The organism is Streptomyces sp. NPDC041122, assembly GCF_055592445.1.
Window position 1 is genome coordinate 27,639 of the sequence record NZ_JBVIYQ010000002.1, and the last position, 25,201, is coordinate 52,839.

The window sequence follows — 25,201 nt, forward strand, 5'->3', positions numbered from 1 at the left end:
CTGGGCCGGCCGGAGCGCCGGCGGACTGCACGCGCGCGTACAGTCCGTCCGCCCAGGGTGTGCCCGAGATCTCTGCGCCTGCCCTGGTCGGCATCCCGGCGCCTGCCCTGCCGGTGTCCCCGGACATGTGCGCTCGTTCACGGAGGTGTCCCAAGATGCGGGGGCGGCGGTCGATTGCCGGCGGCGTGGGCGAGACTGGCTCCGTGGCACCGACAGATGAGACCGCGCAGGTCACCAAGGACACCGCTCCCCTCGGCACGACGCCGCCCGCACAGCCCCCCGCCGGGGCCGAGGCAGGGCCGGGCGCCCGCATGCCGCGGTGGCTGCCGCGGGCCATGGTGCTCGCCCTCGCGCTCATCGCCTGTTTCCAGCTGGGCAGTTGGGCGTTCCATCAGCTGACCGGGCTGCTGATCAACATCCTGATCGCCTTCTTCCTCGCGCTGGCGGTCGAGCCCGCGGTGAGCTGGATGGCCGCGCGCGGGCTGCGCAGGGGATTCGCCACCTTCCTGGTCTTCTTGAGCGTCGTGATCGCCGGCGCGGGGTTCGTCACGCTGATGGGGTCCATGCTCGCGGGCCAGATCGTCGACATGGTGGAGGACTTCCCGGACTACCTCGACAAGGTCATCAGCTGGATCAACCAGACCTTCCACACGGACCTCTCCCGCGTCGAGGTGCAGGACAGCCTGGTCCACTCCGACTGGCTCCAGAAGTACGTGCAGAACAGCGCCAGCGGCGTCCTGGACGTCTCCGCGCAGGTCCTCGGCGGGCTGTTCCAGCTCCTGACGATCCTGTTGTTCTCGTTCTACTTCGCGGCCGACGGCCCGCGGCTGCGGCGCGCGCTGTGCTCGGTGCTGCCGCCCGCGCGGCAGGCCGAGGTGCTGCGCGCCTGGGAGATCGCGGTCGACAAGACCGGCGGCTACCTCTACTCACGCGGCCTGATGGCGCTGATCTCCGGGATCGCGCACTACATCCTGCTGCAGGTGCTCAGCGTCCCCTACGCGCCCGTGCTCGGCGTGTGGGTGGGCCTCGTGTCCCAGTTCATCCCCACCATCGGCACCTACCTGGCGGGCGCACTGCCGATGCTGATCGCCTTCACGGTCGACCCCTGGTACGCGCTCTGGGTGCTGGTCTTCGTGGTCGTCTACCAGCAGTTCGAGAACTACGTGCTGCAGCCCAAGCTGACCGCCAAGAGCGTGGACATCCACCCCGCGGTCGCCTTCGGCTCGGTCATCGCCGGCACCGCGCTCCTCGGCGCGGTCGGCGCGCTCATCGCCATCCCCGCGGTCGCCACGCTGCAGGCCTTCCTGGGGGCGTACGTGAAGAGGTACGACGTCACGGACGACCCCCGGGTGCACGGTCACCGGCGCCAGGTCGGAGCGCCGCTCCTCGCGCGCGTGCGGCGCGGACTGCGCGGGCCGAACCACCCGGAGGCGCCCCCCGCCTCCGCCGAGGAACGGCCGAAGCCGGACCGGGAGGAGTAGGAGGACGGACCGGGGCCGGCCTGGGGCAGCAGAGAGCCGGACCCAAGGTCAGTAGGAGAAGACGCCCCAGGCTCCGGCGGCGAGAACGGCCACTCCGTAGAGGCCGACCGCCGTGCCCACCATCCGGATCCGCGCGCCCTCGCCCCAGGGCGTGCGGGACAGCAGCCAGGCGAGGGCGGGCAGGACGAGCACGGCGTGCAGGCTCACTCCGTGCAGCGCCTTGAGCGGAGCCGTGGAGGCGTACGCCTCCTCCTGGTGTCCGGTCCGGGTGAGGTACACGCCGCGGGCGATCATCGCGGCGCCCGACGCCGGCGCGACGAGCAGGACCCCGAAACCCGCCCGGACCGCCAGTGGCATCCCCGCAGGGCCGCCGGGCCGCCGCCTGAACGAGATGACCGCGAACGTCGTGAGCAGGACGACGAGGGCCGCTCCGCCCACCGCGAGGGCCATGGACACCGCGGAGTCGAAGCGGGTCTCCATGTCGAGATGCGAGGGCACGCCACGCCACGCCTGCAGGGTGATCCCGCCGACCTCCAGCACGCAGTCGGCGGCGAACACGACGAGCAGGACGGTCCGGACGCGGTCGCCCATCCGCAGATACGAGGTGACCCAGGCGAGCGCCGACAGGGTCACACCGAAGGAGAGACCGAACGTCACGGGCTTGCGCCAGGAGACGGGCCCCTCCCACGGGCCGCCGTCGACCGCGAAGACCACGAGGTGTGCCAGGCCCGAGACGACGAGGGCGGCCGCGATCCCGTGACAGAGGAGCTCGGCCGGGCGCACGGACGGCGCGAGGTGCGGGCCGTCGTCGGGGCGGCGGCCGTGCTCCCGTGGCCGACCGGGGAGCTCCGTGCTGCGGATGTCCATGAGGAGAAGCCTGGCCGGAGCCGCCGCCGAGGTCGTCCTCCGGCCGAAGGCACCGGTCGTACGCTCGGAGGAGTACCGCCCCTGACAACGCCGCCGGCTGCGGCGTGCCACGCTTGACACTGAAATCGAACATCCATTCTTATGGGGTGTCCGGCGGCGATTTTCCGGGGCTGAGCGGAGGATTCCCGGGACGCTCCAGAGGAGGCGACGAGGGATCGGCCAGGGGTCGGGGCCTCGAGTTATCCACAGGCTGGACGGGCGTCGGGGCGGATTGTCAGTGGCAGGCGTTAGCGTCTTTGACGTGAAGCGATCGACTCAAGCAAATCGGGTGGAACCCATGGCAGGAACCGACCGCGAGAAGGCGCTCGACGCCGCGCTCGCACAGATTGAACGGCAATTCGGCAAGGGCGCAGTGATGCGCATGGGCGAGCGGCCGAACGAGCCCATCGAGGTCATCCCCACCGGGTCGACCGCGCTCGACGTCGCGCTCGGCGTCGGCGGCATCCCGCGCGGCCGTGTGGTGGAGGTGTACGGACCGGAGTCCTCCGGTAAGACGACCCTCACGCTGCACGCCGTGGCCAACGCCCAGCGGGCGGGCGGCGCCGTGGCCTTCGTGGACGCGGAGCACGCCCTCGACCCCGAGTACGCGAAGAAGCTCGGCGTCGACATCGACAACCTCATCCTGTCCCAGCCGGACAACGGCGAGCAGGCCCTCGAGATCGTCGACATGCTGGTCCGCTCCGGCGCCCTCGACCTGATCGTCATCGACTCCGTCGCCGCCCTGGTGCCGCGCGCGGAGATCGAGGGCGAGATGGGCGACTCGCACGTGGGTCTCCAGGCCCGTCTGATGAGCCAGGCGCTCCGGAAGATCACCAGCGCGCTCAACCAGTCCAAGACCACCGCGATCTTCATCAACCAGCTCCGCGAGAAGATCGGCGTGATGTTCGGCTCGCCGGAGACCACGACCGGTGGCCGCGCGCTGAAGTTCTACGCCTCGGTGCGCATGGACATCCGCCGCATCGAGACCCTCAAGGACGGCACGGACGCGGTCGGCAACCGCACCCGCGTCAAGGTCGTCAAGAACAAGGTCGCGCCGCCCTTCAAGCAGGCCGAGTTCGACATCCTCTACGGCCAGGGCATCAGCCGCGAGGGCGGCCTGATCGACATGGGCGTGGAGCACGGCTTCGTCCGCAAGGCCGGCGCCTGGTACACGTACGAGGGCGACCAGCTCGGCCAGGGCAAGGAGAACGCCCGCAACTTCCTCAAGGACAACCCCGACCTCGCCAACGAGATCGAGAGGAAGATCAAGGAGAAGCTGGGCGTCGGCGTGAAGCCCGAGGCCCCGGCCGAGGAGCCGGTGGTGGACGCGGCGGCGCCCGCGGCCGTGGCCGACGACGCCAAGACGGTGCCCGCGCCGGCGGCCAAGGCCACCAAGAAGGCCGCGGCGGCCAAGAGCTAGGCCGTGACGCGACGAACGGACTGGGCGGACCACACCGCCCCCGAAAACCGCCCCGGCCCCGCCGGGCGGGGCCACGGGGACGGTGCGGATCAGGACGGCACGGGCCGGGCCGGCAGCCGGCGCGGCGGTTCGGAGGCCATCGAGGGTGACGGCCTCGGTGGTGACGGCTTCGGTGACGCCCGGGGGCGCGGACGCCGTCGGCGGCGCGGTGGCTCCGACGGCCACCAGGACAGCGGCGCCCCCACCTCGTCGAGGGCCGAGAAGGGGGAGCCGCAGGATCCGGCCGAGCGGGCGCGGGCGATCTGTCTGCGCCTGCTCACCGGCACGGCGCGGACGCGCAAGCAGCTCGCGGACGCGTTGCGCAAGCGGGAGATCCCCGACGAGGTGACGGAGGAAGTGCTCTCCCGCTTCGAAGAGGTCGGCCTGATCAACGACAGTGCCTTCGCGGACGCGTGGGTGGAGTCCCGGCACCACGGCCGGGGCCTGGCCCGCCGCGCGCTCGCGCGGGAACTGCGCACCAAGGGTGTGGACTCCACGCTGATCGACGAAGCCGTGGGACAGCTCGACCCGGAGCAGGAGGAGGCCACCGCGCGCGAGCTGGTCGCCCGCAAGCTCCGATCCACGCGTGGCCTCGACCGGGACAAGCGCTTGCGCCGCCTCGCGGGCATGCTCGCCCGCAAGGGTTATGGGGAGGGCATGGCGCTCAGAGTGGTCCGCCAGGCCCTGGAGGAAGAGGGCGAGGACACGGACGACTTGGGGTACGGGGCGTTCTGAGCGGGCCGCTCCCACGGGGGTGGGGCGGCAGCCGGAACGACTCTCGCATCGAGGGTGCCGGGGCGTATGTCGGTCCGACGTGAGCGTGCGGGTGGGTGCCCCTTACCGAGCCACAGATCACAAGGGTCTCGGTAAGCGGCACCCACGCGTGCGTGCTCACGCTTCGGCGTCGACCACCGGCAGCCCCGCCGCCCGCCATGCCTGGAAGCCGCCGACCAGGTCGGTGGCGTGCCGTAGGCCCAACTGCCGCAAGGAGACGGCCGCGAGGCTGGACGCGTACCCCTCGTTGCAGACGACCACGACGCGCAGGTCGTGACCGGTGGCCTCCGGCGCGCGATGGCTGCCCCGCGGATCGAGGCGCCACTCCAGCTCGTTGCGCTCGACGACGAGCGCGCCGGGGATCAGGCCGTCGCGTTCGCGCAGCGCCGCATAGCGGATGTCGACCAGCAGGCCGCCGCCTTCGGCGGTCTCGTACGCCTCCTGAGGGGTGAGCCGGTCGAGCTCTAGCCGGACGCGGTCGAGCAACTCGTCGATGCCGAGCGGCTGTTCACCGAGGTGGTCGTTGCCGCTCGCCGCCGGTCCTCCACTCACTGGTCGTCCTTGGGTCACTGCCAGTCCTCCGGGCGCTCCACGGACTCCAGGCGGAGCACGTCACCGGTGCGGCTGTAGCGGCGGATCCGGGGGAGGGGCGGGTAGTAGGCGTGCACGGAGACGGCGTGCTCGGTCGCGGACTCGTTCAGCACTTCGTGCACGTGGTTGGTGCCGAAGGCGCGGCCCTCGCCGGCCGTCAGCTGCCGTTCGCGGTCGACGTCGTCGGAGAGTTCGAGGGTCTTCCAGCCGTCGGTGGGCAGGCGGGCGGCGAGCGAGTTCTCCTTGAGGGTGCCCGCCGCGGTGAGGAAGGCGCCGACCGACTCCGCGTGGTCGTGCCAGCCGGTGCCGGTCCCGGGCGGCCAGCCGATCAGCCAGGCCTCGCTGCCGCCGGGGCCCTGCAGCCGCACCCAGGTGCGGCCTTCGGGGTCGAGCGGCAGGGAGGCGATGAGTTCGGCGTCGGCCGCCGTGCGGCGGACGAAGGCGAGGAGTTCGGCCGCGGTGGGCGCCGACGAAGGCGTGGCAGCGGTGGCGGCGGGTACGGCGGAGGAAGGGGCGACAGACACGGGTACCGTCCTGGAGGTTCGCGGAAAAGCGCGCGAGACGGCCCTCAGGGGGCGCTCAGCGCGCGAGGAGATCAGGCGAATTCAGCAGGACGGGTGACACACGCAGCCTGCGTAGCGGACGAGGTCCATGTGGACCCTCCGCCACAGGCGAACATCGGTGTCGGTCACGATCCGGAGTAGACCACGGGGGTGGAAACCGGTCAACCCTGACTCAGCATGCGGTCGGTCAGCCGTCGGGGGGCAGCAGGCGGTGCCCTGAACCGAGATGTGGGTTTCGCTCGCGATACCGGCGAGCGGTCCCCGCCGGAGCCGACCACGGCGCTGGACTGGCAGCCCCACAGCTCCGGCCTCGGCTGGCCACAGTCCCGGCTCCCGCAGGCCCGCAGCCTCACACCCTCGCGGTCCGGGATTCCCGCGGCCCCGGATCTCGCGCCTCCGCTCCTCCCCGCCTACGCCCTCGGCCGTACGCCCCCCGCCGCCCCCGCCGTACTCTCCGCCTCGCCCTCCCGGTCAGAACGGGCGGCGTCCGTCTCCGCCCCTGACCTGGCCTTCCGCCTCGCCGGTGCCGGGCCGCCCAGTGCCGCCTCGGCCGCCGCGTACAGCTCTGCCGGGCGCACCCCGGAGAACGCGGTGACCAGGTGGCCGTCCGGGCGGATGAGGAGGACCGCGTGGGCGGCGGCCCCGGGATAGCTCTCCGCGACGAGCAGCTCGGCCGGGTGCGGCAGCGCCGTCACGGCGGCGGCGAGCCGCGGCATGATCCCGGCCGTCACCCAGTGCCGCCGCTCCCACACCCCGGTCCCCGGCGCGACCAGCAGGACGATCAGATGCCCGCCCCCGAGCCGGTCGCGCAGTGGGACGAAGGACCCGTCGGGCGCCGTGACCCGTACGTCCGCGACCGGCGCACCCGGCTCCGTGTCCACCGCGAGGACGGACTCCGAGGGGGCGGGTGCCAGTGGTGACTCGGCGTACGACGAGGGCGCGCCGAGCGTCCCGCGCCCCACGTGACCGTCCGTGAGGAGCGTGTCGTGCCCGCGCGCGCTCCCCGGCACGTACGCACGCAGGCCCTTGCCGCCGCGCAGCACCGGCAGCGCCTGGTCGGCGGCGCGCAGGCGTGCGGCCACGCCGGCCCGCCGCTCGACCTGATAGCTGTCGAGCAGCGCTTCGTGCCCGCCGTGGTGCCAGGTGAGCGCCAGCTTCCAGGCCAAGTTGTCGGCGTCCCGCAGTCCCTCGTCGAGCCCCTGGGTGCCGAGCGCGCCGAGGAGGTGCGCGGCGTCCCCGGCGAGGAAGGCGCGGCCGACCCGCCACCGTCGGGCGAGCCGGTGGTGGACCGTGTGCACGCCCGTGTCGAGCAGTTCGTACGGCGGTGTGGAGCCGCCGCACCAACCGGCCAGGGTCTCGCGGATGCGGGTGACGAGGGCGTCGGGCGTCACCAGCTCGCCGCGGGGCGGGAGCAGCCAGTCGAGCCGCCACGCCCCGTCGGCGAGCGGGCGGCCCGTCACTTCGGCGCCTCCGCCGCGCCACGGGGGCATCCGATGCAACAACGCCTGACCCGGCCAGGGAAGTTCCGTGCGCAGCGTGGCCACGGCGTGTCGTTCGACGGCCGTGCGGCCGGGGAAGCGGACGTCGAGGAGTTTGCGCACCGTGGAACGGGCGCCGTCGCAGCCCACCAGGTAACTGCCGCGCCACCAGGTTCCCTTGGGGCCGCGCGTGTGGGCGGTCAGCCCGGCGGGGTCCTGTTCCAGGGAGTCGAGTTTGCTGTCGACCGCGATCTTGACGAGCCGTTCGTCGGCGATGGCGTCGCGCAGTGCGCCGGTCAGTGTGTGCTGCGGCAGATGGAGCGGGGAGGGGGTCTCGTCGTCGAAGTCGAGCTCGCGCATCAGCTGTTTGCGCCGTACGGAACGCCAGCCCGCCCACCGCGCGCCCGATTCCGTGTCTCCGAACGAATGGCCTGCGAGTCGCTCCACGAACGCCGCGGTGTCCTCGCGGAGCACGACGGTCCGCGCCGGCCGCGGCTCGTCCTTGCCCGGACCCTCGTCGAGGACGACGGTGGGCACCGCCTGACGGGCGAGGGCGAGGGCGAGCGCGAGTCCGACCGGGCCCGCGCCGACGACGATCACCGGGTCCACGGCGCACACCCTCCGGCCCGCTGGGCTCCGAGGGTCCGGGCTGCCCGGAAGCGCTGGACGTACGTACGAGAACTGGCAGTTGGAGCCCGGTGCACGATCACAGAACGTATGCAACCCACTGCCGGTGCTTGCGTCAAGCGACGGCGGCGGTGACACGACGGCGGACGTCACGGCCTTGCCCGATCGTCTCATCGATCGCGTGTTCGCCGTGCGGGCGGCCCCGTCGGCCGCGTCTACGGAGAGGAGTACGCGCCCGACGGGCGAAGAACAGGGGAGGCGGCGGCCCGGTGGCCGCCGCCTCCCCTGTCACCGCAGGACAGCTCCTGATGCGTACTCAGTTCCCCTTGGACGGCGGTTCGTGGCCGGGATCGTCGCCACGTGCCGTGTCGGCCTTGGGCTCCGCCAGGAGCGTGCCGGTCGACTGCGCGGCGTCCGTCGTCGGGCCGGCCGCTTCGGACGGGTCGAGCACCCCGGGGGCCTCGGCCGGTTCGGCTGCCGCCGCCACGGCGATGCCCGTCCGGGTGCGCCGCCCGCGCTTCTCGACCCAGGTGGCGAGCGCGGAGAGGGCCATGCACATCGCCACGTAGATCGTGCCGACGACCATGATCACCGGAACGTAGATGTACTGGCCGTTGACGAGCGTGGTGTTGGCCAGCTGGCGCCCCGCGTACAGCAGCTCCGCGTACGTGATGATGTAGCCGAGCGAGGTGTCCTTGAGCGTGACCACCAGCTGGCTGATGATCGTCGGCAGCATGGACCTGATCGCCTGCGGGATCAGCAGCATCGTCATGACCTGGGACTTGCGCAGCCCCAGCGCGTAGGCCGCCTCCACCTGACCGCGCGGGACGGCGTTGAAGCCGGCTCGCAGCACCTCCGCCTGCACCGCGCCGTTGTAGATGGCCAGGCCGATGACGAGGGCCCAGAAGCCGTTGTTCGTCCCGATGGGACCCAGGTCGCCCTTGTAGGTGAGGAAGAGCACCCACAGCGCGTAGATCGTGATCAGCAGCGGGATGGCACGGAACAGCTCGATGAATCCGGTGGCCACCCAGCGGACCGGGCGGTGGTCCGACGCGCGGGCCACCGCGAGCAGCGCGCCGAGCACCAGGGAGAGCACGCCGGCGAGCGCGAAGACCTTCAGGGTGGTGACGATGCCGTCGCGGATGGTGGTCCGCACGTTGGAGTAATTGAAGGTGTTCCAGACCTCGGACGCGAAGTGACCGCGGTCCGCGAGGCGCATGATCACGAAGGCGATGAGACCGATGATGGCGGCCGTGCCGACGACGGAGTAGATGCGGTTGCGCATCCGGGCCTTGGGGCCCGGAGCGTCGTACAGGACGCTGGAGCTCATCGTGCGACCTCCATGCTCCGCTCCAGCAGCCGGAACAGACCGCTGATGGTGAATGTGATCACGAGGTAGCCGAGCGCCACCCAGAGGAAGAGCCAGGCGATGGCGAAGCCCTGGTCACTGAGGAACTTCTGCCAGCCGAACAGCTCCGTGACGCTGAACGCGCCCGCGATGGCGGAGTTCTTCGTCAGCGCGATGAAGATGCTGCTCAGCGGCGGCAGCACGGTGCGCACGGCCTGGGGCAGGACGATCGTGCCGAGGGTCTGGAAGAAGGTCATGCCGAGCGATCGGGCGGCCTCCGCCTGGCCCAGGGGCACCGTGTTGATGCCGGACCTGACGGCCTCGCAGACGAACGACGAGGTGTAGACGCTGAGCACGATCAGCGCCTTGGTCCACGGGTCGAAGCCGAAGTCGAAGACCTGCGGCACCGCGAACCAGATGGTGAGGAAGAGCAGCGTCAGCGGCGTGTTCCGGAACAGGGTGACCCAGGCGGTGCCGAAGAACCGCAGCGGTGGTACCGGCGAGACCCGGAAACCGGCGAGCACGATGCCGAGGAGCAGCGCGAGCGCGCCACTGGCGACGGTCAGCCAGACGGTGCCTATGAATCCCTCGCGGAATTCCGCCAAATGGTCGAGCAGTACATTCACGGGGATGTCCTCGTGGGCGGCAGTGGTCGGGCAGGGGGAGCCGGCCCCGTACGCACCGTTCTCGGTGCGTACGGGGGCCCGGTCAGCTCACTGCCGGGGAGTGGTGCGGACGAGCGGTGGAGTCAGTAGCGCTCGAGGGCCGGCGGCTCGGTGAACTTGGAGTTCGAGAGGCCGAGCGTCGCGTCGTAGGCCTTCTTGTAGTCGCCGTTCTTCTGGTGCGCCTCGATGGCGTCCGCCACCGCGTCGCGCAGCGCCTTGTCGTTCTTGTTCATGCCGATGCCGTAGGGCTCCTTGGTGAACGGCTTGCCGACCACCTTGAGCGCCTTCGGCTGCTGGGCCGCGTAGCCCTTGAGGATGGCGTCGTCGGTGGTGACGGCGTCGACCTCCTTGTTGATGAGCTGCTGCACGCACTCCGAGTACTTGGCCAGCTCGACGGTCTTGGCCCCGTACTTCGGCTTCTTGATCTCCTGGAGCGGAGTGGAGCCGACGATGGAGCAGACCTTCTTGCCCTTCACGGAGTCCGGACCGGTGATGCTCTTCTCGTCGTGGCGGACGAGGAGGTCGGCGCCGGCCATGAAGTACGGGCCGGCGAAACCGACCTGCTTCTTGCGCTCGTCGTTGATGGTGTACGTGCCTACGTAGAGGTCGACGTCGCCCTTGGAGATGGTGGTCTCCCGCACACCGGAGTCGATCGTCTTGAACTCGATCTGGTCGGGCTTGAAGCCGAGGTCGGCCGCGACCATCTTGGCGATCTCGATGTCGAAGCCGGAGCGCTTGCCGGCGCTGTCCTTGAACCCCAGGTACGGCTGGTCGTCCTTGGCGCCGATGACGATCTTGCCGGCCTTCTGGGCCTTCTTCAGGACCGCCGAGTCGACCTTCACGTCCGACTTCACGGCGTACGTGGGCAGCTTGGGCGCGTTCTTGCCGCCGGTCGGGTCCTTCGGCTTGTCGCCGGCCGTACCCTCCTCGCCGCCACACGCGGTGGCGGTGAGGGCGAGGGCGGCGACGACCGCGGCGGCAGCTGCGGACTTGCGGAGCTTCATGGTGAACATCCTTTGGTTCGACTGCTGTGGAGACGGCGTGGGAGCCTCAGTGCTTGAGGATCTTCGACAGGAAGTCCTTGGCCCGGTCGCTGCGCGGGTTGTTGAAGAACTGGTCCGGCACGGCCTCTTCGACGATCCGGCCGTCCGCCATGAAGACGACGCGGTTGGCCGCCGAGCGGGCGAAGCCCATCTCGTGGGTGACGACGACCATGGTCATCCCCTCCCTGGCCAGCTGCTGCATCACCTCGAGGACCTCGTTGATCATCTCCGGGTCGAGCGCCGACGTGGGCTCGTCGAAGAGCATCACCTTGGGGTCCATCGCCAACGCGCGGGCGATGGCCACGCGTTGCTGCTGTCCGCCGGAGAGCTGCGCGGGGTACTTGTCGGCCTGCGCGGCGACGCCCACGCGGTCCAGCAGCTCGCGTGCCTTCTTCTCGGCCTCCGCCTTGCCGGTCCTGCGTACCTTGATCTGGCCCAGCGTCACGTTCTCGAGCACGGTCTTGTGCGCGAAGAGGTTGAACGACTGGAAGACCATGCCCACGTCGGCCCGGAGCCTGGCGAGCTCCTTGCCCTCCTGGGGCAGCGGCTTGCCGTCGATCGAGATGTCTCCCGACTCGACCGTCTCCAGGCGGTTGATGGCGCGGCACAGGGTCGACTTGCCGGACCCGGAGGGGCCGATCACGACGACGACCTCGCCGCGGGCGATGGTCAGGTCGATGTCCTGGAGGACGTGCAGAGCGCCGAAGTGCTTGTTGACGTTCTTCAGCACGACCAGGTCGTCGGCCCCAGACGGTATGGCGTCCTTGGTCACCGATGCTTCGGTCACGGCTTGTTGCTCCATCCTCCTCGGTTGGGAGGACAGTAATAACCCAGTGCGACCAGCGTCATTACATCTGAGGGGAAATTGAGCATAACGATCCGGCCGCAACCGGACACACCGTGTGAAGAGGGCGCACGGTGCTCGTACCGGGTGGGTAACGGAACGTACAGGTGCCCTGAACCCTCTTGACGCGGTCCTTATCCATCGGCGTGGATGCCTTGTGCGCCCGCGAGCGAGGGCCGCCACTACCTGCGACGACAGAACGACCGATGAACTGGAGGGGGCCCCTGTGCGACTGCTTCTCGTCGAGGACGACGATCATGTGGCGGCCGCCCTGTCCGCGGTCCTGGCCCGGCACGGTTTCGACGTCGTGCACGCGCGCAGTGGCGAGGAAGCCCTGCAGGCGCTGCTGCCCGCGCAGGCGCCCCCCTTCGGAGTGGTGCTGCTCGACCTCGGCCTGCCCGACCAGGACGGCTACGAGGTGTGCGGAAAGATCCGCAAGCGCGGCTCGACGCCGGTGATCATGGTGACGGCCCGCTCGGACGTACGCTCCCGCATCCACGGTCTGAACCTCGGGGCCGACGACTACGTGGTGAAGCCGTACGACACCGGCGAGCTCATCGCCCGTATCCACGCGGTCATCCGGCGCCCGACGGCGGACGGCGCGCCGGCGGGCGGCGAAGGCGACGTGCGGCTCGGCTCCGTGCGGATCGAACTGCCCACGCGCCAGGTCAGCGTGGACGGTTCGGTCGTGCAACTGACCCGCAAGGAGTTCGACCTGCTCGCCCTTCTCGCGCAGCGCCCCGGCGTGGTGTTCCGCCGGGAACAGATCATCAGCGAGGTGTGGCGGACCAGTTGGGAGGGGACCGGCCGCACCCTGGAAGTGCATGTCGCGTCCCTGCGGTCCAAGCTGCACATGCCGGCCCTGATCGAGACCGTGCGCGGCGTGGGCTACCGGCTCGTCGCTCCGGCCGCGTAGTCCCGGCGAGGACAGGTGCGCTCTCGGCTCCTCCCGCTGCTGATCATCCTGATGGCGGGCGTCCTGCTCGCCCTCGGCTTCCCGCTCGCCGTCAGCGTCGCGGCCGCCCAGCAGCAGAAGGTGGTCGTCGACCGGATCGACGACACGGCGCGCTTCGCGTCGCTCGCCCAGTTCGTCACCAAACGTCCCACGGGGTCGCGGGTCGTGGGGAGCAAGGACGAGCGCCGCGACACGCTGCAGAAGGAACTCGACGACTACTACGACGTGTACGGCATCCGCGCGGGCGTCTTCTACCGCGACGACGGGCCCATGGCGAACGCGCCGAGCGACTGGTTCCTGCCCCGGCGCGGGGACGTGCGGGACGCCTTCGAAGAGGCGCTCCGGTCGCGCGGCAGCCACGATCCCGAACAGGTGTGGCCGTGGCAGCGGGGGCGGCTGGCCGTCGCGTCCCCGGTGATCAAGGACGGCGACGTCATCGCCGTCGTGGTCACGGACTCGCCGACCGGCCGCATGCGGTCGCAGACCCTGCGCGGCTGGCTGCTGATCGTCGCCGGTGAGTTCGCCGCGATGCTGCTGGCCGTCGGCGCGGCCCTGCGGCTCACCGGCTGGGTGCTGCGGCCGGTGCGCGTGCTGGACGCGACCACGCACGACATAGCGACCGGACGCCTCAAGTCCCGGGTCGCGGCGGCGGGCGGCCCGCCGGAACTCAGACGCCTGGCCCGGTCGTTCAACGAGATGGCCGACCACGTCGAGGACGTCCTGGAGCAGCAGCGCGCCTTCGTCGCCGACGCCTCGCACCAGCTGCGCAACCCCCTCTCGGCGCTGCTGCTGCGCATCGAGCTCCTCGCCCTCGAACTGCCCGAGGGCAACGAGGAGATCGCTTCCGTGCGCACCGAGGGCAAGCGCCTGACACAGGTCCTCGACGACCTGCTCGACCTGGCCCTCGCCGAGCACGCGGCCGCCGACCTGAGCCTCACCGACATCGGCGAGCTGGCCGCCGAACGCGTCGCCTCCTGGCGGCCGCTCGCCGACGAGCGGGGCGTGCGCCTGACGGGTGACTGCCCGGCCACCACCGGCTGGGCCGACCCGGTCGCCCTCTCCAGCGCGCTGGACGCGGTGATCGACAACGCCCTGAAGTTCACCCCGGAGGGCGGCCCGGTCCACGTGTCGGTCTCCTCCAGCGAGGCGACGACGACCGTCGTGGTCACCGACGGCGGCCCCGGCCTCACTGAGGACGAGCTGGCCCGCGTCGGCGACCGCTTCTGGCGCAGCAACCGCCATCAGAACGTGAAGGGTTCGGGGCTCGGCCTGTCCATCTCGCGGGCCCTGCTCGCCGCGGGCGGCGGCTCCATCGCGTACGCCCGGCACACACCGCACGGGCTGAAGGTGACGGTCAGCGTTCCGCGCAGCGAGCCGTCGTCTCTGTGAGGCGGTCTGTGAGGCGGCCGAGGCCGCTCAGGAGGCTCACAGGGCGACCGGGAGCCCCACGGGGAGGCTGAGTCGGCCTCACGGCGGCTGAGGGGCCTCTCAGGGCTTGACCGAGCGGTAGTAGCGGCGGGCGCCCTCGTGCAGCGGGAGCGGATCGGTGAACAGCGCCGTGCGCAGATCTACCAGCTGCGCCGCGTGCACCTGGTCACCGATGTGGTCCCGGCTGTCGATGACGGTACGGGTCAGCCCCTCGGTCAGCCGGGGATCGGCCCGGTCCGTGGTGACCAGGAGGTTCGCCACCGCCAGCGTGGGCACGGCGGAGCCCTGCTGCGCCTCGGGGTAGGCGTCGGCCGGCATCGTCGCGGCCCGGTAGTAGCGCGAGCCGCCCCCTTGTTTGTGCAGCGCGTCGACCAGGTACCCGAGCTTCACGAGCGAGATGTCCATCTCCTCGGAGAGCTCCCGCACGGACGTGGTCGGCAGTCCGCCCGACCAGAAGAAGGCGTCGATGGAGCCGCTCTTCAGGAGGGCGGGCATGGTGTCGATGCCGGCGGCCACCGGCTCGATGTCCGCGACCGGATCGAGGCCCGCCGCGTTGAGCACCCGGTCGGCTATCAGCCGCACCCCCGAGTGCTTCTGCCCCACCGCCACCCGCTTGTTCCGCAGGTCCTCCACGGAGTCGATGTGCGCGGACCGCGGCACCACCAGCTGGACGTAGTCGTCGTACAGCCGCGTACAGCCCCGCAGCCGGTGCCAGCCCGGGGCGCCGTCCAGGCGGTACGTCTCCACGGCGTCGGCGGCCGCGATGGTGAAGTCGGACTTCCCGGTGGCCACCCGCGCGACGTTCTGCTGCGACCCCTCGCTGTTGAGGAGCTTCACGTCGACCTCCGGCATGTCCTCGGAGATCGCCGTCCGCAGCAGCTCGCCGTACCGCTCGTACACACCCTTCTGCACGCCCGTGCTGAACGTCATCCGGCCGCTCGGTGAGTCCTCGCCCACCGGCAGCAGCCGCCACAGCAGCAGCCCCAGGACCACGAGCGCCGCGGCCGAACCCTGCAGGACGCGGCGTCTGCCGATGGGGGGGAGTGCCTTGAGCATGCGCGCGATCCTGCCAGCCCCTCACCGTGCTGACCAGGGGTGGCAGCACAGGACGCGGGCCCCTGGAGGCGTCCCCCCGGCAGCCCGGTCGCAATCCGCCGCCACGCGCGCGTGGCGACCCCGTACCCTGGGGGGCGAGATGAGCGCGAAGACTTACGAGGTGCGCACCTACGGGTGCCAGATGAACGTCCATGACTCCGAGCGGCTCTCCGGCCTGCTGGAGGACGCCGGTTACGAGCGTGCGCCCGAAGGGGCGGACGGCGATGCCGACGTCGTCGTCTTCAACACGTGCGCCGTGCGCGAGAACGCCGACAACCGTCTGTACGGCAATCTCGGCCGCCTGGCGCCGATGAAGACCAAGCGTCCGGGGATGCAGATCGCCGTCGGCGGCTGTCTGGCCCAGAAGGACCGCGACACCATCGTCAAGAAGGCGCCCTGGGTGGACGTCGTCTTCGGCACGCACAACATCGGCAAGCTGCCGGTCCTCCTGGAGCGCGCCCGCGTCCAGGAGGAGGCGCAGGTCGAGATCGCCGAATCGCTCGAGGCCTTCCCGTCGACACTGCCGACCCGCCGCGAGAGCGCGTACGCGGCGTGGGTCTCGATCTCCGTCGGCTGCAACAACACCTGCACCTTCTGCATCGTGCCCGCGCTGCGCGGCAAGGAGAAGGACCGCAGGACCGGCGACATCCTCGCGGAGATCGAGGCGCTGGTCGGCGAGGGCGTCAGCGAGATCACCCTGCTCGGGCAGAACGTGAACGCGTACGGCTCCGACATCGGCGACCGCGAGGCCTTCAGCAAGCTGCTGCGCGCCTGCGGGACGATCGACGGCCTGGAGCGCGTGCGCTTCACCTCGCCGCACCCGCGCGACTTCACCGACGACGTGATCGCCGCCATGGCCGAGACGCCCAACGTGATGCCGCAGCTCCACATGCCGCTGCAGTCCGGCTCCGATCCGGTCCTCAAGGCCATGCGCCGCTCGTACCGGCAGGATCGTTTCCTGGGGATCATCGAGAAGGTCCGTGCCGCCATGCCGGACGCGGCGATCTCCACCGACATCATCGTGGGCTTCCCCGGCGAGACCGAGGAGGACTTCGAGCAGACGATGCACGTGGTCCGCGAGGCCCGCTTCGCCAACGCGTTCACCTTCCAGTACTCCAAGCGCCCCGGCACCCCGGCGGCGACCATGGAGGGCCAGATCCCCAAGGAGGTCGTCCAGTCGCGTTACGAGCGGCTGGTGGCCCTCCAGGAGGAGATCTCCTGGGAGGAGAACAAGAAGCAGGTCGGCCGCACCCTGGACCTGATGGTCGCCGAGGGCGAGGGCCGCAAGGACGGCGCCACGCACCGTCTCTCCGGCCGCGCCCCCGACAACCGTCTGGTCCACTTCACCAAGCCGGACACCGAGGTGCGCCCCGGCGACGTGGTGACCGTCGAGATCACCTACGCGGCGCCGCACCACCTGCTCGCCGAGGGCGCCGTGCTGAACGTGCGTCCCACGCGCGCGGGCGACGCCTGGGAGAAGCGGAACGCCGAGGCGGCCGCGAAGCCCGCCGGTGTCATGCTGGGCCTGCCGAGGATCGGCGTCCCGGAGCCGCTCCCGGTGGCCACGGGCAGCGGCTGCGGCTGCGACTGAATCGTTCCGACAGGGCAGGGGCAACGGCCGTTGCGGCGGCGCGCGTTACCCTGCGGACCATGCTTGTCGCCGCAGCCGTCTGCCCTTGCCCGCCGCTGCTCGTCCCCGAAGTCGCCGCGGGTGCCGCTCCCGAACTGGACGCCGCCCGCGCGGCCTGTTCCGACGCCGTCGCGGTGCTCGCCGCCGCGCGGCCCGACCTGCTCGTGGTGATCGGTCCCGCCGAGCAGAGCGGCCGCGGACCGCACCCCCAGGGTGCGCACGGTTCGTTCCGGGGGTTCGGGGTGGACCTCGACGTACGCCTCGGTCCCGCGCCGCCCGTTCCGACGCCGGGGGCCGCCCCCGGTGACACGTCGGAGGGGGCCGCCGGGCGTCCGCTGCCGCCGTCGCTCGCCGTGGCCGGCTGGCTGCTCCAGCACGCGCGCTGGTCGACCGCTCCGGTGGAGGGGCTCGGCGTGGGGGAGCCCCTTGCCCCCGAGCGGTGTATCCACGTCGGAGGGGAGATCGGGACCCGGGCCGACCGGGTGGCACTGCTGGTGATGGGCGACTCCAGCGCGTGCCGCACGCTCAAGGCGCCGGGATATCTGGACGAGCGGGCGGCCGCTTTCGACGCGGAGGCGGGGCGGGCTCTCGGCGCGGCCGACGTGGCGGCGCTGAAGGCGCTGGACGAGGAGCTCGCGTACGAGCTGAAGGTCGCGGGCCGCGCTCCCTGGCAGGTGCTCGCGGGGGCGGCGGACGGCGCGGGCCTGAGCGGCGAGCTCCTCTACGAGGACGCGCCGTACGGCGTGGGGTACGTGGTGGCCGCCTGGTCCTAGCCCGGCGGCGGACGGTGGCGGCCGCGGAGCGAGGTGCTCCGCGGCCGTCCGCCGCTGCGGTTCAGGAAGCCGGAGGGGGCGGCGGGGGTGACGGAGGGGTGGTGCCGCCACCCGTGTTCTTGCCCTCGTCCGCCCCGGCGAGACGGTCGACGGCGTCCTTCGCCTTCCCCGTACCCGCCTGGATCTTGTCGCTGTACTTGCCCTTGGTCTTCTCGTCGACGACCTTCGCGGCCTTCTCCAGACCCTGGTCGATCTTGTCCCCGTGCTGCTGTGCGAGGTCCGAGACCTTGCCCTTGGCCGGGGCGAGCTTGGCCTTCAACTGGTCCAGAAAGCCCATCGGTACACCTTCCCTCGCCGGGGAGCTACTTGCGGGCGCTCTCACCGGCCTCGTTGTCGGCAGCCGCCTCCGCGGACTGCTGCTTCGGGATCTCCACACCATCCGCGTCGGCCGGGTCCTCCGGGTCGGCTGCGGCGTCGGTGCCGGCCGAGCCGGTCGGCTCGGCCACGGCCGTGGCGTCCGCCGCGGCGGGCTCCCTGGACTCCGTGTCGGCCGTGCCCTCGGCGTCCGTCCCGGCCTCGGCAGGGGTCTTGGCATCCGCATCGGCGTCGGCCGCGGGGGAGTCCTCCGCCGCCTTCTCGGCCGCCTGTGCATCGGCAGTCGTCGCCTCCGTGGCCGACGCCTCTCCGCTGTCCTTGACCTTCCGACGGAACCGTGCAAAAACGCCCATATCTACTCCATACGTTACTCGTGTGGGCGAAATCCCGCCCCGCCCGGTGCGTCTCATTGCGGCGCCCGGGTGATCGGTCCTCGAAACCGACGGCCGGAACCTCGCAACAGGCAACGACCCCGGAGCCGTACCGTCACGTAGCTCGTTCGGGAAGTGGAGGCCGGGTTTGCGAGACTGGGGCGGTGAGTAGTGCAACCCCCGCCCCGCGGGTCATCGCCGTCGTCGGTCCGACCGCGGCAGGAAAGTCCGATCTGGGCGTTTTCCTCGCCCAGCGTCTCGGCGGCGAAGTCGTCAACGCCGACTCCATGCAGCTCTACCGGGGGATGGACATCGGCACCGCCAAGCTGACGCCCGAGGAGCGGGGCGGCGTCCCGCACCACCTCCTCGACATCTGGGACGTCACGGAGGCCGCCAGCGTCGCCGAGTACCAGAAGCTGGCGCGCGCCGAGATCGACCGCCTCCTCGCCGAGGGGCGCTGGCCGATCCTGGTCGGCGGCTCCGGGCTGTACGTGCGGGGGGCCGTGGACCACCTGGAGTTCCCCGGCACCGACCCCGCCGTCCGGGCCCGCCTGGAGGACGAGCTCGCCCGTGACGGCTCCGGGGCGCTGCACGCCCGTCTCGCCGCCGCCGACCCCGGGGCGGCCCAGGCCATCCTGCCCAGCAACGGCCGCCGGATCGTCCGCGCCCTGGAGGTCATCGAGATCACCGGCAAGCCCTTCACGGCCAACCTCCCCGGCCACGACTCGGTGTACGACACCCTGCAGATCGGCGTCGACGTGGCCCGCCCCGAACTCGACGAACGCATCGCCACGCGCGTGGACCGCATGTGGGAGGGCGGCCTGGTCGACGAGGTGCGCGAGCTGGAGGCGCGGGGGCTGCGCGAGGGACGGACCGCGTCCCGCGCCCTCGGCTACCAGCAGGTGCTGGCCGCGCTCGCGGGGGAGTGCACGCTGGAGGAGGCGCGCGTGGAGACCGTGCGCGCCACCAAACGCTTCGCACGCCGTCAGGACTCGTGGTTCCGCCGCGATCCCCGGGTGAACTGGCTCAGCGGCGCCGCGGCCGACCGGGCGGAACTCCCGGCACGCGCACTGGCGTTGGTCGAACGACCGGTCACAGCCTGATCACGTGATGGCATCGGGACGCTCCGGCGGTCATCCCGGCACCTGACACCGTGCCATCATCGACCATCGATCGACCGGTGGAGTCCGAAGTAGGAGGGCGCGTGGCGATGGAGGCCGGCCCTCGTGACACCGCACATGACGGCGAAGAGCAGCTCAGTCCCGACGGTCCCGACGAGACCCCGGGCGGCGTGACGGACGACGGTCCCGGCGTCGACGAGATGTCGGCCGAGGCCGAGGTCGAGGTGGTAGAGCTGCGCCCGCAGCGCCGCCTGCGCATCTGGCAGCTCGCGCCCATCGTGGTGCTGGCCGCGGTCGGCTCCCTGATGTTCGCGTTCCCGCTCGCCTTCGAGTTCGGCGACGGCGGCGCCGTGGTCGCCATGCTCGGGCTGCTGATCAGCTGCTGTGCCGCCGGCTGGGGCATGATGGCCGCCCGTCGCGTCGGTCACACCTGGCCCGGCCTGCCCGAGCGCGGCTCGGGCCGCCGTCCGGACTGGCGGGTCGTCTCCGCGTACGCGCTGCTGTTCCTGGGCGCCGTGGTCCTCGCCGTGTGGCGCGTGGCCCGGCTCCGCTGAGGAGCCGCGGGAGGCCGCGGACCGGGGCGGGAGCCCTGGGCGGCCCGCAACCGCCGCACCGCCTGAGCCGTCTGTCGTAGCCACCCCGTACGATCGAGGAATGAGCACGCGGATCGCCTTCCTCAAGGGGCACGGGACCGAGAACGACTTCGTGATCATCCCCGACCCCGACAACGCCGTCGAGCTGCCCCCGGCCGCGGTGGCCGCCCTGTGCGACCGCCGTGCGGGCATCGGTGGCGACGGCCTTCTGCACGTCGTCCGGTCCGCCGCCCACCCCGAAGCGCGCCACCTCGCGGACCGCGCCGAGTGGTTCATGGACTACCGCAACGCCGACGGCTCGATCGCCGAGATGTGCGGCAACGGAGTGCGCGTCTTCGCCCGCTACCTCCAGCGCGCGGGCCACACCGGTGAGGGCGATCTGGCGGTGGCCACCCGCGGCGGCGTGAAGACGGTGCACATCGCCAAGGAGGAGTCCGGCGGCGACATCACGGTGGGGATGGGCAAGGCCGTCTTCCCCGAAGGGGACGTCACCGTCTCGGTCGGAGACCACCGCTGGCCGGCGCGGAACGTCAACATGGGCAACCCGCACGCCGTCGCCTTCGTCGACGACCTCTCCGAAGCGGGCCACCTCTACGACCCGCCGCCCTTCAGCCCCGCTTCCGCCTACCCGGACGGGGTGAACGTCGAGTTCGTCGCCCCGCGCGGCCCGCAGCACGTCGCCATGCGCGTGCACGAGCGCGGCTCCGGCGAGACCCGCTCCTGCGGCACCGGCGCGTGCGCCGTCGCCGTGGCCGCGGCCCGCAAGGACGGCGTGGACCCGGCCGTGACCGGGACCCCCGCCACGTACACCGTCGACCTGCCCGGCGGACGCCTGGTGATCACCGAGCGGCCCGACGGCGAAATCGAGATGACCGGTGGCGCGGTGATCGTCGCGGAAGGCGAGATCGCGTCCGAATGGCTCGAAACGGTACTCCCATGAAGTGTCGCTCGAATGGGTGATCCGTTTCACGCTCGGCGAGAGGCGGTCAGCCCCGCGTGATGGGCTCGGTAGCATCAAGCACCGGCCCGGACGGAGCATGTCGCCGTCCGTTCACCGCCGGTCGAAGCAGCCGGAGGTGCTCATGAGTGCGGAGGCCACGAACCCGGCCACGCCCGGCCCCGTGATGCCCGGGGCCCAGCGCAGGCGCGGCCGCGCCCGTCTCGACCTGCGCAGGCTCGGCCGCGCGGCCCTGCTGGGCCCCGGCACCCGGGACCGCCTTCCGGACGCGATCGGCCATGTGGCGGAGGCCCACCGGGCCCACTACCCGGACGCGGACCTGGAGCCCCTGCGTCGCGCCTACGTCCTCGCCGAGTCCTCGCACCGCGGTCAGATGCGCAAGAGCGGCGAGCCGTACATCACCCACCCGCTCGCCGTGACCCTGATCCTCGCCCAGCTCGGCGCGGAGACCACCACCCTGACCGCGTCGCTGCTGCACGACACCGTCGAGGACACCGACGTCACGCTCGACCAGGTGCGCACCGAGTTCGGGGACGACGTCTGCTATCTCGTCGACGGCGTCACCAAGCTGGAGAAGGTCGACTACGGGGCGGCGGCGGAGCCCGAGACCTTCCGGAAGATGCTCGTCGCCACCGGCAACGACGTCCGCGTCATGTCGATCAAGCTCGCCGACCGGCTGCACAACATGCGCACCCTCGGTGTGATGCGCCCCGAGAAGCAGGCCCGCATCGCCAAGGTGACCCGGGACGTGCTCATTCCGCTCGCCGAGCGCCTCGGTGTGCAGGCGCTCAAGACCGAGCTGGAGGACCTCGTCTTCGCGATCCTCCATCCGGAGGAGTGCGCGCGGGTCAAGGCCATGATCGCCGCCAACGACGCGAGCGAGGGCGACCCGCTCGGGGACATCGCGGGCGAGGTCCGCGGTGTGCTGCGCGACGCGGGCATCACCGCCGAGGTCCTCATCAGGCCGCGGCACTCCGTCTCCGTCCACCGCGTGCACCGCAAACGCGGTGAGCTGCGCGCCTCCGACTTCGGCCGCCTCCTGGTGCTCGTCAACGAGGACGCGGACTGCTACGGCGTCCTGGGCGAGCTGCACACCTGCTTCACGCCGGTCGTCTCGGAGTTCAAGGACTTCATCGCCGTACCGAAGTTCAACCTCTACCAATCGCTGCACACCGCCGTCACCCGCTCCGACGGCGAGGTCGCCGAAGTCCTCATCCGCACGCATCAGATGCACCAGGTCGCCGAGGCGGGCGTGGTCGCGCTGCGCAATCCCTACGCCCCGCCCGCGGAGGAGCCCGCCGACAGCGTCGACGACGAGCGGATCGACCCGACACGGCCCGGCTGGCTCTCCCGCCTCCTCGACTGGCAGGAAGCCGCCCCCGATCCCGACACGTTCTGGTCCACGCTCCGGGAGGACCTCGCCCAGGACCGCGAGATCGCCGTCTTCCGGCCCGACGGCGGCACGCTCGGCCTGCCCGCAGGCGCCAGCTGCGTGGACGCCGCGTACGCCCAGTACGGCGAGGACGCGCACGCCTGCATCGGCGCGCGCGTCAACGGCCGCCTCGCGACGCTCAGCACGGTCCTGCGCGACGGTGACACGGTCCAGCTGCTCATGGGCCAGGACCTCGCATCGGGCCCCTCGCGCGAGTGGCTGGACCACGCCCGCACGCCCGCCGCGCGGATCGCGATCCGGCGCTGGCTGACCACCCACCCCGCGCCCGCGCCGACCGCGCCGACCGCGCCCGACCCGTCCGTGCAGCGGCCGCCCCAGCAGGCGCCCGCGGGCGTCTCCAGGGCGGAGGCTCCCGGAGCCGGACGGCCCGCCTCCGCGAACGCCGTCGTGGACCGCGAGGGCGCCACCGTGCGCCTGGCCGGCTGCTGTACGCCGGTGCCGCCGGACGACGTCACCGCCTTCGCCGTCCGCGGGGGCGTGGTGACCGTCCACCGGACCGGCTGTCCGGCCGTGGAGCGGATGAAGGAGGTGGGGCGCCCGGAGGTCGGCGTGCGCTGGGGGGACACCGCCGAGTGCCGGGTCACCTTGATCGCCGAATCGTTCGGCCGGGCCCATCTGCTCGCCGACCTCACCGAGGCCATCGCCCTCGAAGGCGTCGCGATCATCTCCGCCACCGTGGAGCCGCCGACCCAGCAGCGCGTGCGCCACACGTACACCCTGCAACTCCCCGACGCGGCGCACCTGCCGGGCCTGATGCGCGCCATGCGCGCGGTCCCCGGGGTGTACGACGTGAACCGCGCCCAGCACCCGGCTGCCGCCGCCCACTGAACAGCGCCCTCCGGCTCGCCGGGCCCCGAGCCCCATACCGCCCGCACCTCCCCTCGGTCCGCATCCGCGAGCCGTGGAGACGAGCCCGGCAGTCCGGCGGCGACTCGTTCGGGTGGCACGGAGCGCGCCCTCACACGGCGGGAAGACGCACGCTGATAGCGGTAGTTCATGCTGCTCACCCCTCGGACCTCGGCCCGTCGGCCGAAGGCCCCTCGCACCCACCGCATCGCCGTCGCCGTGCTCGCGGCGACCGCGTCCGCCGCCCTCGTCGCGGCGAGCGCCCCGGCCCCCGTCGCCCCGCTCGGCATCGGCGACCCGCTCTTCCCGCACCTGGGCAACCCCGGCTACGACGTGGCGTCGTACGACATCGCCTTCACCTACGGCGGTGACAACCGCAAGCCACTGGACACCGTCACCAAGATCGAGGCCTGGGCGTCCGAGCCCCTGGAGCACGTGAACCTCGACTTCGCGCACGGCAAGGCCCGTTCCGTCGAGGTGAACGGCGAGCGTGCGCGCTTCGAACGCAGCGGTGAGGACCTGGTCGTCACCCCGGCCGCACCGATCGGGCGCGGTGACCGGCTGCGGATCACCGTGCGGCACACGAGCGACCCCCTCCCGACCAAGGACGCCGGGGGCGGCTGGCTGCGCACGTCCGACGGACTCGCCATGGCCAACCAGGCCGACGCCGCCCACCTGGTCTTCCCGTGCAACGACCACCCCGCGGACAAGGCGGAATTCACCTTCCGGATCACCGCGCCCAAGGGGCTCACGGCCGTCGCCAACGGGCTGCCGGTCGGCAAGACCCGGCAGGGCGCCACCACCACCAGCGTGTACCGCACCCAGCACCCGATGGCGACCGAACTGGCCCAGGTCTCGATCGGCCGCTCCACCGTGGTGCACCGCGAGGGTCCGAACGGCCTTCCGGTACGCGATGTGGTGCCCACCAAGGACCGCAAGGTCGTGGAGCGCTGGCTGAAGAAGACGCCCGACCAGATCGACTGGATGCAGCGGAAGGTCGGCCGCTACCCCTTCGAGACCTACGGCGTGCTGATCGCCCACGCACAGACCGGCTTCGAGCTGGAGACGCAGACGCTCTCCCTCTTCGAGAGGGAGATCTTCACGCGCCCCGAGTACCCGGCCTGGTACATCGAATCGATCATGGTGCACGAGCTCGCCCACCAGTGGTTCGGCGACAGCGTCAGCCCCCGGAACTGGTCGGACCTGTGGCTCAACGAAGGCCACGCGACCTGGTACGAGGCCCTCTACACCGAGGAGAACGCGGAGAACCCCGAGGACCGCGCGAAGAAGGCCCTGACCGCCAGGATGCGGAACGCCTACCGCCTGTCGGACGGCTGGCGCACCGCCGGTGGCCCGCCCGCCAGGCCCAAGGCGCCCGCCCCGGGGAAGAAGATCAGCATCTTCCGTCCCGTCGTCTACGACGGCAGCGCGCTGGTGCTCTACGCCCTGCGCCAGGAGATCGGGCGGCGGGCCTTCGAGCGGGTGGAGCGGGAGTGGGTCCGCATCCACCGCGACGGCAACGCCTCGACCGCGGACTTCGTGCGGCTCGCCTCCCTGGCCTCCGGGCGTGACCTGGGCGGATTCTTCGACGCCTGGCTGTACGGGAAGAAGACGCCGCCGATGCCGGGGCACCCGGACTGGAAGTCCGGCGCATAACCCGGATGACGAGACGGGCCGTGTCGTGCAACCATCTTCAGGTCGACGGCGCGGTCCGTCCGGGACATCCCCTCGGGGACATCTCAGGGCAGGGCCGGGACGGCTCCGGGAATCTCCGGACCCCCTCGGGCGTTGTCGACTGTGACGGATCCCGCATCCGTCGCCCTT

24 protein-coding genes are annotated in these 25,201 nt (G+C 71.5%); 12 read left to right on the plus strand and 12 right to left on the minus strand.

Annotation, left to right across the window (positions count from 1 at the left end; translation table 11 throughout):
- Positions 1–203 precede the first annotated feature (203 nt).
- Entirely contained in the window at positions 204–1,481 is a 1,278-nt protein-coding gene (locus tag ACZ6B8_RS06545; RefSeq protein ID WP_471076593.1) for an AI-2E family transporter, read from the plus strand.
- Between the two features lie 48 nt (positions 1,482–1,529).
- Here the strand turns inward: ACZ6B8_RS06545 and ACZ6B8_RS06550 are convergent, their stop codons facing one another.
- Complete coding sequence (locus ACZ6B8_RS06550; RefSeq protein WP_471606491.1) at positions 1,530–2,348, minus strand: hypothetical protein; 819 nt, start codon at positions 2,346–2,348, stop codon at positions 1,530–1,532.
- Between the two features lie 337 nt (positions 2,349–2,685).
- On the opposite strand from ACZ6B8_RS06550, the gene recA reads away from it, so the two are divergent.
- Positions 2,686–3,807 carry a recombinase RecA gene (gene recA, locus ACZ6B8_RS06555; protein WP_471076599.1) on the plus strand — a complete coding sequence of 374 codons (1,122 nt, stop codon included), beginning with the start codon at positions 2,686–2,688 and terminating at the stop codon, positions 3,805–3,807.
- A gap of 3 nt (positions 3,808–3,810) precedes the next feature.
- On the plus strand, positions 3,811–4,581 hold the full coding sequence (gene recX, locus ACZ6B8_RS06560) for a recombination regulator RecX (RefSeq protein WP_471606492.1): 771 nt from the start codon (positions 3,811–3,813) through the stop codon (positions 4,579–4,581).
- A 156-nt stretch (positions 4,582–4,737) separates the two neighbouring features.
- Here recX and ACZ6B8_RS06565 read toward each other — a convergent pair whose 3' ends face one another.
- From ACZ6B8_RS06565 to ACZ6B8_RS06600, 8 genes are all read right to left on the minus strand, one after another.
- Positions 4,738–5,172, minus strand: coding sequence for a rhodanese-like domain-containing protein (locus ACZ6B8_RS06565; RefSeq protein WP_471606493.1), 435 nt, complete (start codon positions 5,170–5,172; stop codon positions 4,738–4,740).
- Between the two features lie 14 nt (positions 5,173–5,186).
- Positions 5,187–5,735 carry a cupin domain-containing protein gene (locus ACZ6B8_RS06570; protein ID WP_471606494.1) on the minus strand — a complete coding sequence of 183 codons (549 nt, stop codon included), beginning with the start codon at positions 5,733–5,735 and terminating at the stop codon, positions 5,187–5,189.
- Between the two features lie 81 nt (positions 5,736–5,816).
- The gene (locus tag ACZ6B8_RS06575; protein WP_471606495.1) at positions 5,817–6,074 is read right to left on the minus strand and encodes a putative leader peptide; all 258 of its coding nucleotides are present in this window, start codon (positions 6,072–6,074) and stop codon (positions 5,817–5,819) included.
- A gap of 110 nt (positions 6,075–6,184) precedes the next feature.
- The gene (locus tag ACZ6B8_RS06580; RefSeq protein WP_471606496.1) at positions 6,185–7,861 is read right to left on the minus strand and encodes an FAD-dependent monooxygenase; all 1,677 of its coding nucleotides are present in this window, start codon (positions 7,859–7,861) and stop codon (positions 6,185–6,187) included.
- A 334-nt stretch (positions 7,862–8,195) separates the two neighbouring features.
- Positions 8,196–9,209, minus strand: a complete 1,014-nt coding sequence (locus ACZ6B8_RS06585) for an amino acid ABC transporter permease (RefSeq protein WP_471606497.1) — start codon at positions 9,207–9,209, stop codon at positions 8,196–8,198.
- Entirely contained in the window at positions 9,206–9,853 is a 648-nt protein-coding gene (locus ACZ6B8_RS06590; RefSeq protein WP_355804303.1) for an amino acid ABC transporter permease, read from the minus strand. The genes ACZ6B8_RS06585 and ACZ6B8_RS06590 overlap by 4 nt, the downstream gene beginning before the upstream one ends.
- A 122-nt stretch (positions 9,854–9,975) precedes the next feature.
- Positions 9,976–10,896 (minus strand): glutamate ABC transporter substrate-binding protein, encoded by a 921-nt coding sequence (locus ACZ6B8_RS06595; RefSeq protein ID WP_471076619.1) that lies wholly within the window; start codon positions 10,894–10,896, stop codon positions 9,976–9,978.
- A gap of 46 nt (positions 10,897–10,942) precedes the next feature.
- Positions 10,943–11,722 carry an amino acid ABC transporter ATP-binding protein gene (locus tag ACZ6B8_RS06600; RefSeq protein ID WP_471606498.1) on the minus strand — a complete coding sequence of 260 codons (780 nt, stop codon included), beginning with the start codon at positions 11,720–11,722 and terminating at the stop codon, positions 10,943–10,945.
- A 283-nt stretch (positions 11,723–12,005) separates the two neighbouring features.
- Between ACZ6B8_RS06600 and ACZ6B8_RS06605 the strand changes: the two genes are divergently transcribed.
- Both ACZ6B8_RS06605 and ACZ6B8_RS06610 read left to right on the plus strand, forming a co-directional pair.
- Positions 12,006–12,695, plus strand: coding sequence for a response regulator transcription factor (locus tag ACZ6B8_RS06605; RefSeq protein WP_471076624.1), 690 nt, complete (start codon positions 12,006–12,008; stop codon positions 12,693–12,695).
- A gap of 15 nt (positions 12,696–12,710) precedes the next feature.
- Positions 12,711–14,123 carry a sensor histidine kinase gene (locus ACZ6B8_RS06610; RefSeq protein WP_471606499.1) on the plus strand — a complete coding sequence of 471 codons (1,413 nt, stop codon included), beginning with the start codon at positions 12,711–12,713 and terminating at the stop codon, positions 14,121–14,123.
- 99 nt (positions 14,124–14,222) lie between these two features.
- Here the strand turns inward: ACZ6B8_RS06610 and ACZ6B8_RS06615 are convergent, their stop codons facing one another.
- A complete protein-coding gene (locus tag ACZ6B8_RS06615; protein ID WP_471606500.1) occupies positions 14,223–15,218 on the minus strand; it encodes a TAXI family TRAP transporter solute-binding subunit in 996 nt (331 codons plus the stop codon).
- A 139-nt stretch (positions 15,219–15,357) separates the two neighbouring features.
- On the opposite strand from ACZ6B8_RS06615, the gene miaB reads away from it, so the two are divergent.
- Positions 15,358–16,848 (plus strand): tRNA (N6-isopentenyl adenosine(37)-C2)-methylthiotransferase MiaB, encoded by a 1,491-nt coding sequence (gene miaB, locus ACZ6B8_RS06620; RefSeq protein WP_471076631.1) that lies wholly within the window; start codon positions 15,358–15,360, stop codon positions 16,846–16,848.
- Between the two features lie 59 nt (positions 16,849–16,907).
- On the plus strand, positions 16,908–17,660 hold the full coding sequence (locus tag ACZ6B8_RS06625) for a class III extradiol dioxygenase subunit B-like domain-containing protein (protein WP_471606501.1): 753 nt from the start codon (positions 16,908–16,910) through the stop codon (positions 17,658–17,660).
- A gap of 61 nt (positions 17,661–17,721) precedes the next feature.
- Here the strand turns inward: ACZ6B8_RS06625 and ACZ6B8_RS06630 are convergent, their stop codons facing one another.
- Both ACZ6B8_RS06630 and ACZ6B8_RS06635 read right to left on the minus strand, forming a co-directional pair.
- On the minus strand, positions 17,722–17,997 hold the full coding sequence (locus ACZ6B8_RS06630) for an antitoxin (protein ID WP_471076637.1): 276 nt from the start codon (positions 17,995–17,997) through the stop codon (positions 17,722–17,724).
- 25 nt (positions 17,998–18,022) lie between these two features.
- Positions 18,023–18,388 carry a hypothetical protein gene (locus ACZ6B8_RS06635; protein ID WP_471606502.1) on the minus strand — a complete coding sequence of 122 codons (366 nt, stop codon included), beginning with the start codon at positions 18,386–18,388 and terminating at the stop codon, positions 18,023–18,025.
- Positions 18,389–18,570: 182 nt separating this feature from the next.
- Between ACZ6B8_RS06635 and miaA the strand changes: the two genes are divergently transcribed.
- The 5 genes from miaA to ACZ6B8_RS06660 all read left to right on the plus strand — a co-directional run bounded on the left by miaA (position 18,571) and on the right by ACZ6B8_RS06660 (position 25,033).
- Positions 18,571–19,509 carry a tRNA (adenosine(37)-N6)-dimethylallyltransferase MiaA gene (miaA, locus tag ACZ6B8_RS06640; RefSeq protein WP_471076643.1) on the plus strand — a complete coding sequence of 313 codons (939 nt, stop codon included), beginning with the start codon at positions 18,571–18,573 and terminating at the stop codon, positions 19,507–19,509.
- A 107-nt stretch (positions 19,510–19,616) separates the two neighbouring features.
- A complete protein-coding gene (locus ACZ6B8_RS06645; protein ID WP_471078404.1) occupies positions 19,617–20,081 on the plus strand; it encodes a hypothetical protein in 465 nt (154 codons plus the stop codon).
- A 100-nt stretch (positions 20,082–20,181) separates the two neighbouring features.
- Positions 20,182–21,060: a diaminopimelate epimerase gene (gene dapF, locus ACZ6B8_RS06650; RefSeq protein ID WP_471076646.1), complete on the plus strand. Its 879-nt coding sequence runs from the start codon at positions 20,182–20,184 to the stop codon at positions 21,058–21,060.
- Between the two features lie 142 nt (positions 21,061–21,202).
- Positions 21,203–23,359, plus strand: a complete 2,157-nt coding sequence (locus ACZ6B8_RS06655) for a RelA/SpoT family protein (protein WP_471606503.1) — start codon at positions 21,203–21,205, stop codon at positions 23,357–23,359.
- A 168-nt stretch (positions 23,360–23,527) separates the two neighbouring features.
- The gene (locus ACZ6B8_RS06660) at positions 23,528–25,033 is read left to right on the plus strand and encodes a M1 family metallopeptidase (protein WP_471606504.1); all 1,506 of its coding nucleotides are present in this window, start codon (positions 23,528–23,530) and stop codon (positions 25,031–25,033) included.
- Positions 25,034–25,201: the final 168 nt, after the last annotated feature.

Coding starts and splice junctions, on each gene's coding strand:
- dapF (WP_471076646.1), top strand. CDS start 20,182: ATGAGCACGCGGATCGCCTTCCTCAAGGGGCACGGGACCGAGAACGAC.
- ACZ6B8_RS06625 (WP_471606501.1), top strand. CDS start 16,908: ATGCTTGTCGCCGCAGCCGTCTGCCCTTGCCCGCCGCTGCTCGTCCCC.
- ACZ6B8_RS06550 (WP_471606491.1), bottom strand. CDS start 2,348: ATGGACATCCGCAGCACGGAGCTCCCCGGTCGGCCACGGGAGCACGGC.
- ACZ6B8_RS06630 (WP_471076637.1), bottom strand. CDS start 17,997: ATGGGCTTTCTGGACCAGTTGAAGGCCAAGCTCGCCCCGGCCAAGGGC.
- ACZ6B8_RS06660 (WP_471606504.1), top strand. CDS start 23,528: ATGCTGCTCACCCCTCGGACCTCGGCCCGTCGGCCGAAGGCCCCTCGC.
- ACZ6B8_RS06585 (WP_471606497.1), bottom strand. CDS start 9,209: ATGAGCTCCAGCGTCCTGTACGACGCTCCGGGCCCCAAGGCCCGGATG.
- miaB (WP_471076631.1), top strand. CDS start 15,358: ATGAGCGCGAAGACTTACGAGGTGCGCACCTACGGGTGCCAGATGAAC.
- ACZ6B8_RS06615 (WP_471606500.1), bottom strand. CDS start 15,218: ATGCTCAAGGCACTCCCCCCCATCGGCAGACGCCGCGTCCTGCAGGGT.
- ACZ6B8_RS06635 (WP_471606502.1), bottom strand. CDS start 18,388: ATGGGCGTTTTTGCACGGTTCCGTCGGAAGGTCAAGGACAGCGGAGAG.
- ACZ6B8_RS06655 (WP_471606503.1), top strand. CDS start 21,203: ATGAGTGCGGAGGCCACGAACCCGGCCACGCCCGGCCCCGTGATGCCC.
- ACZ6B8_RS06645 (WP_471078404.1), top strand. CDS start 19,617: ATGGAGGCCGGCCCTCGTGACACCGCACATGACGGCGAAGAGCAGCTC.
- recA (WP_471076599.1), top strand. CDS start 2,686: ATGGCAGGAACCGACCGCGAGAAGGCGCTCGACGCCGCGCTCGCACAG.
- ACZ6B8_RS06595 (WP_471076619.1), bottom strand. CDS start 10,896: ATGAAGCTCCGCAAGTCCGCAGCTGCCGCCGCGGTCGTCGCCGCCCTC.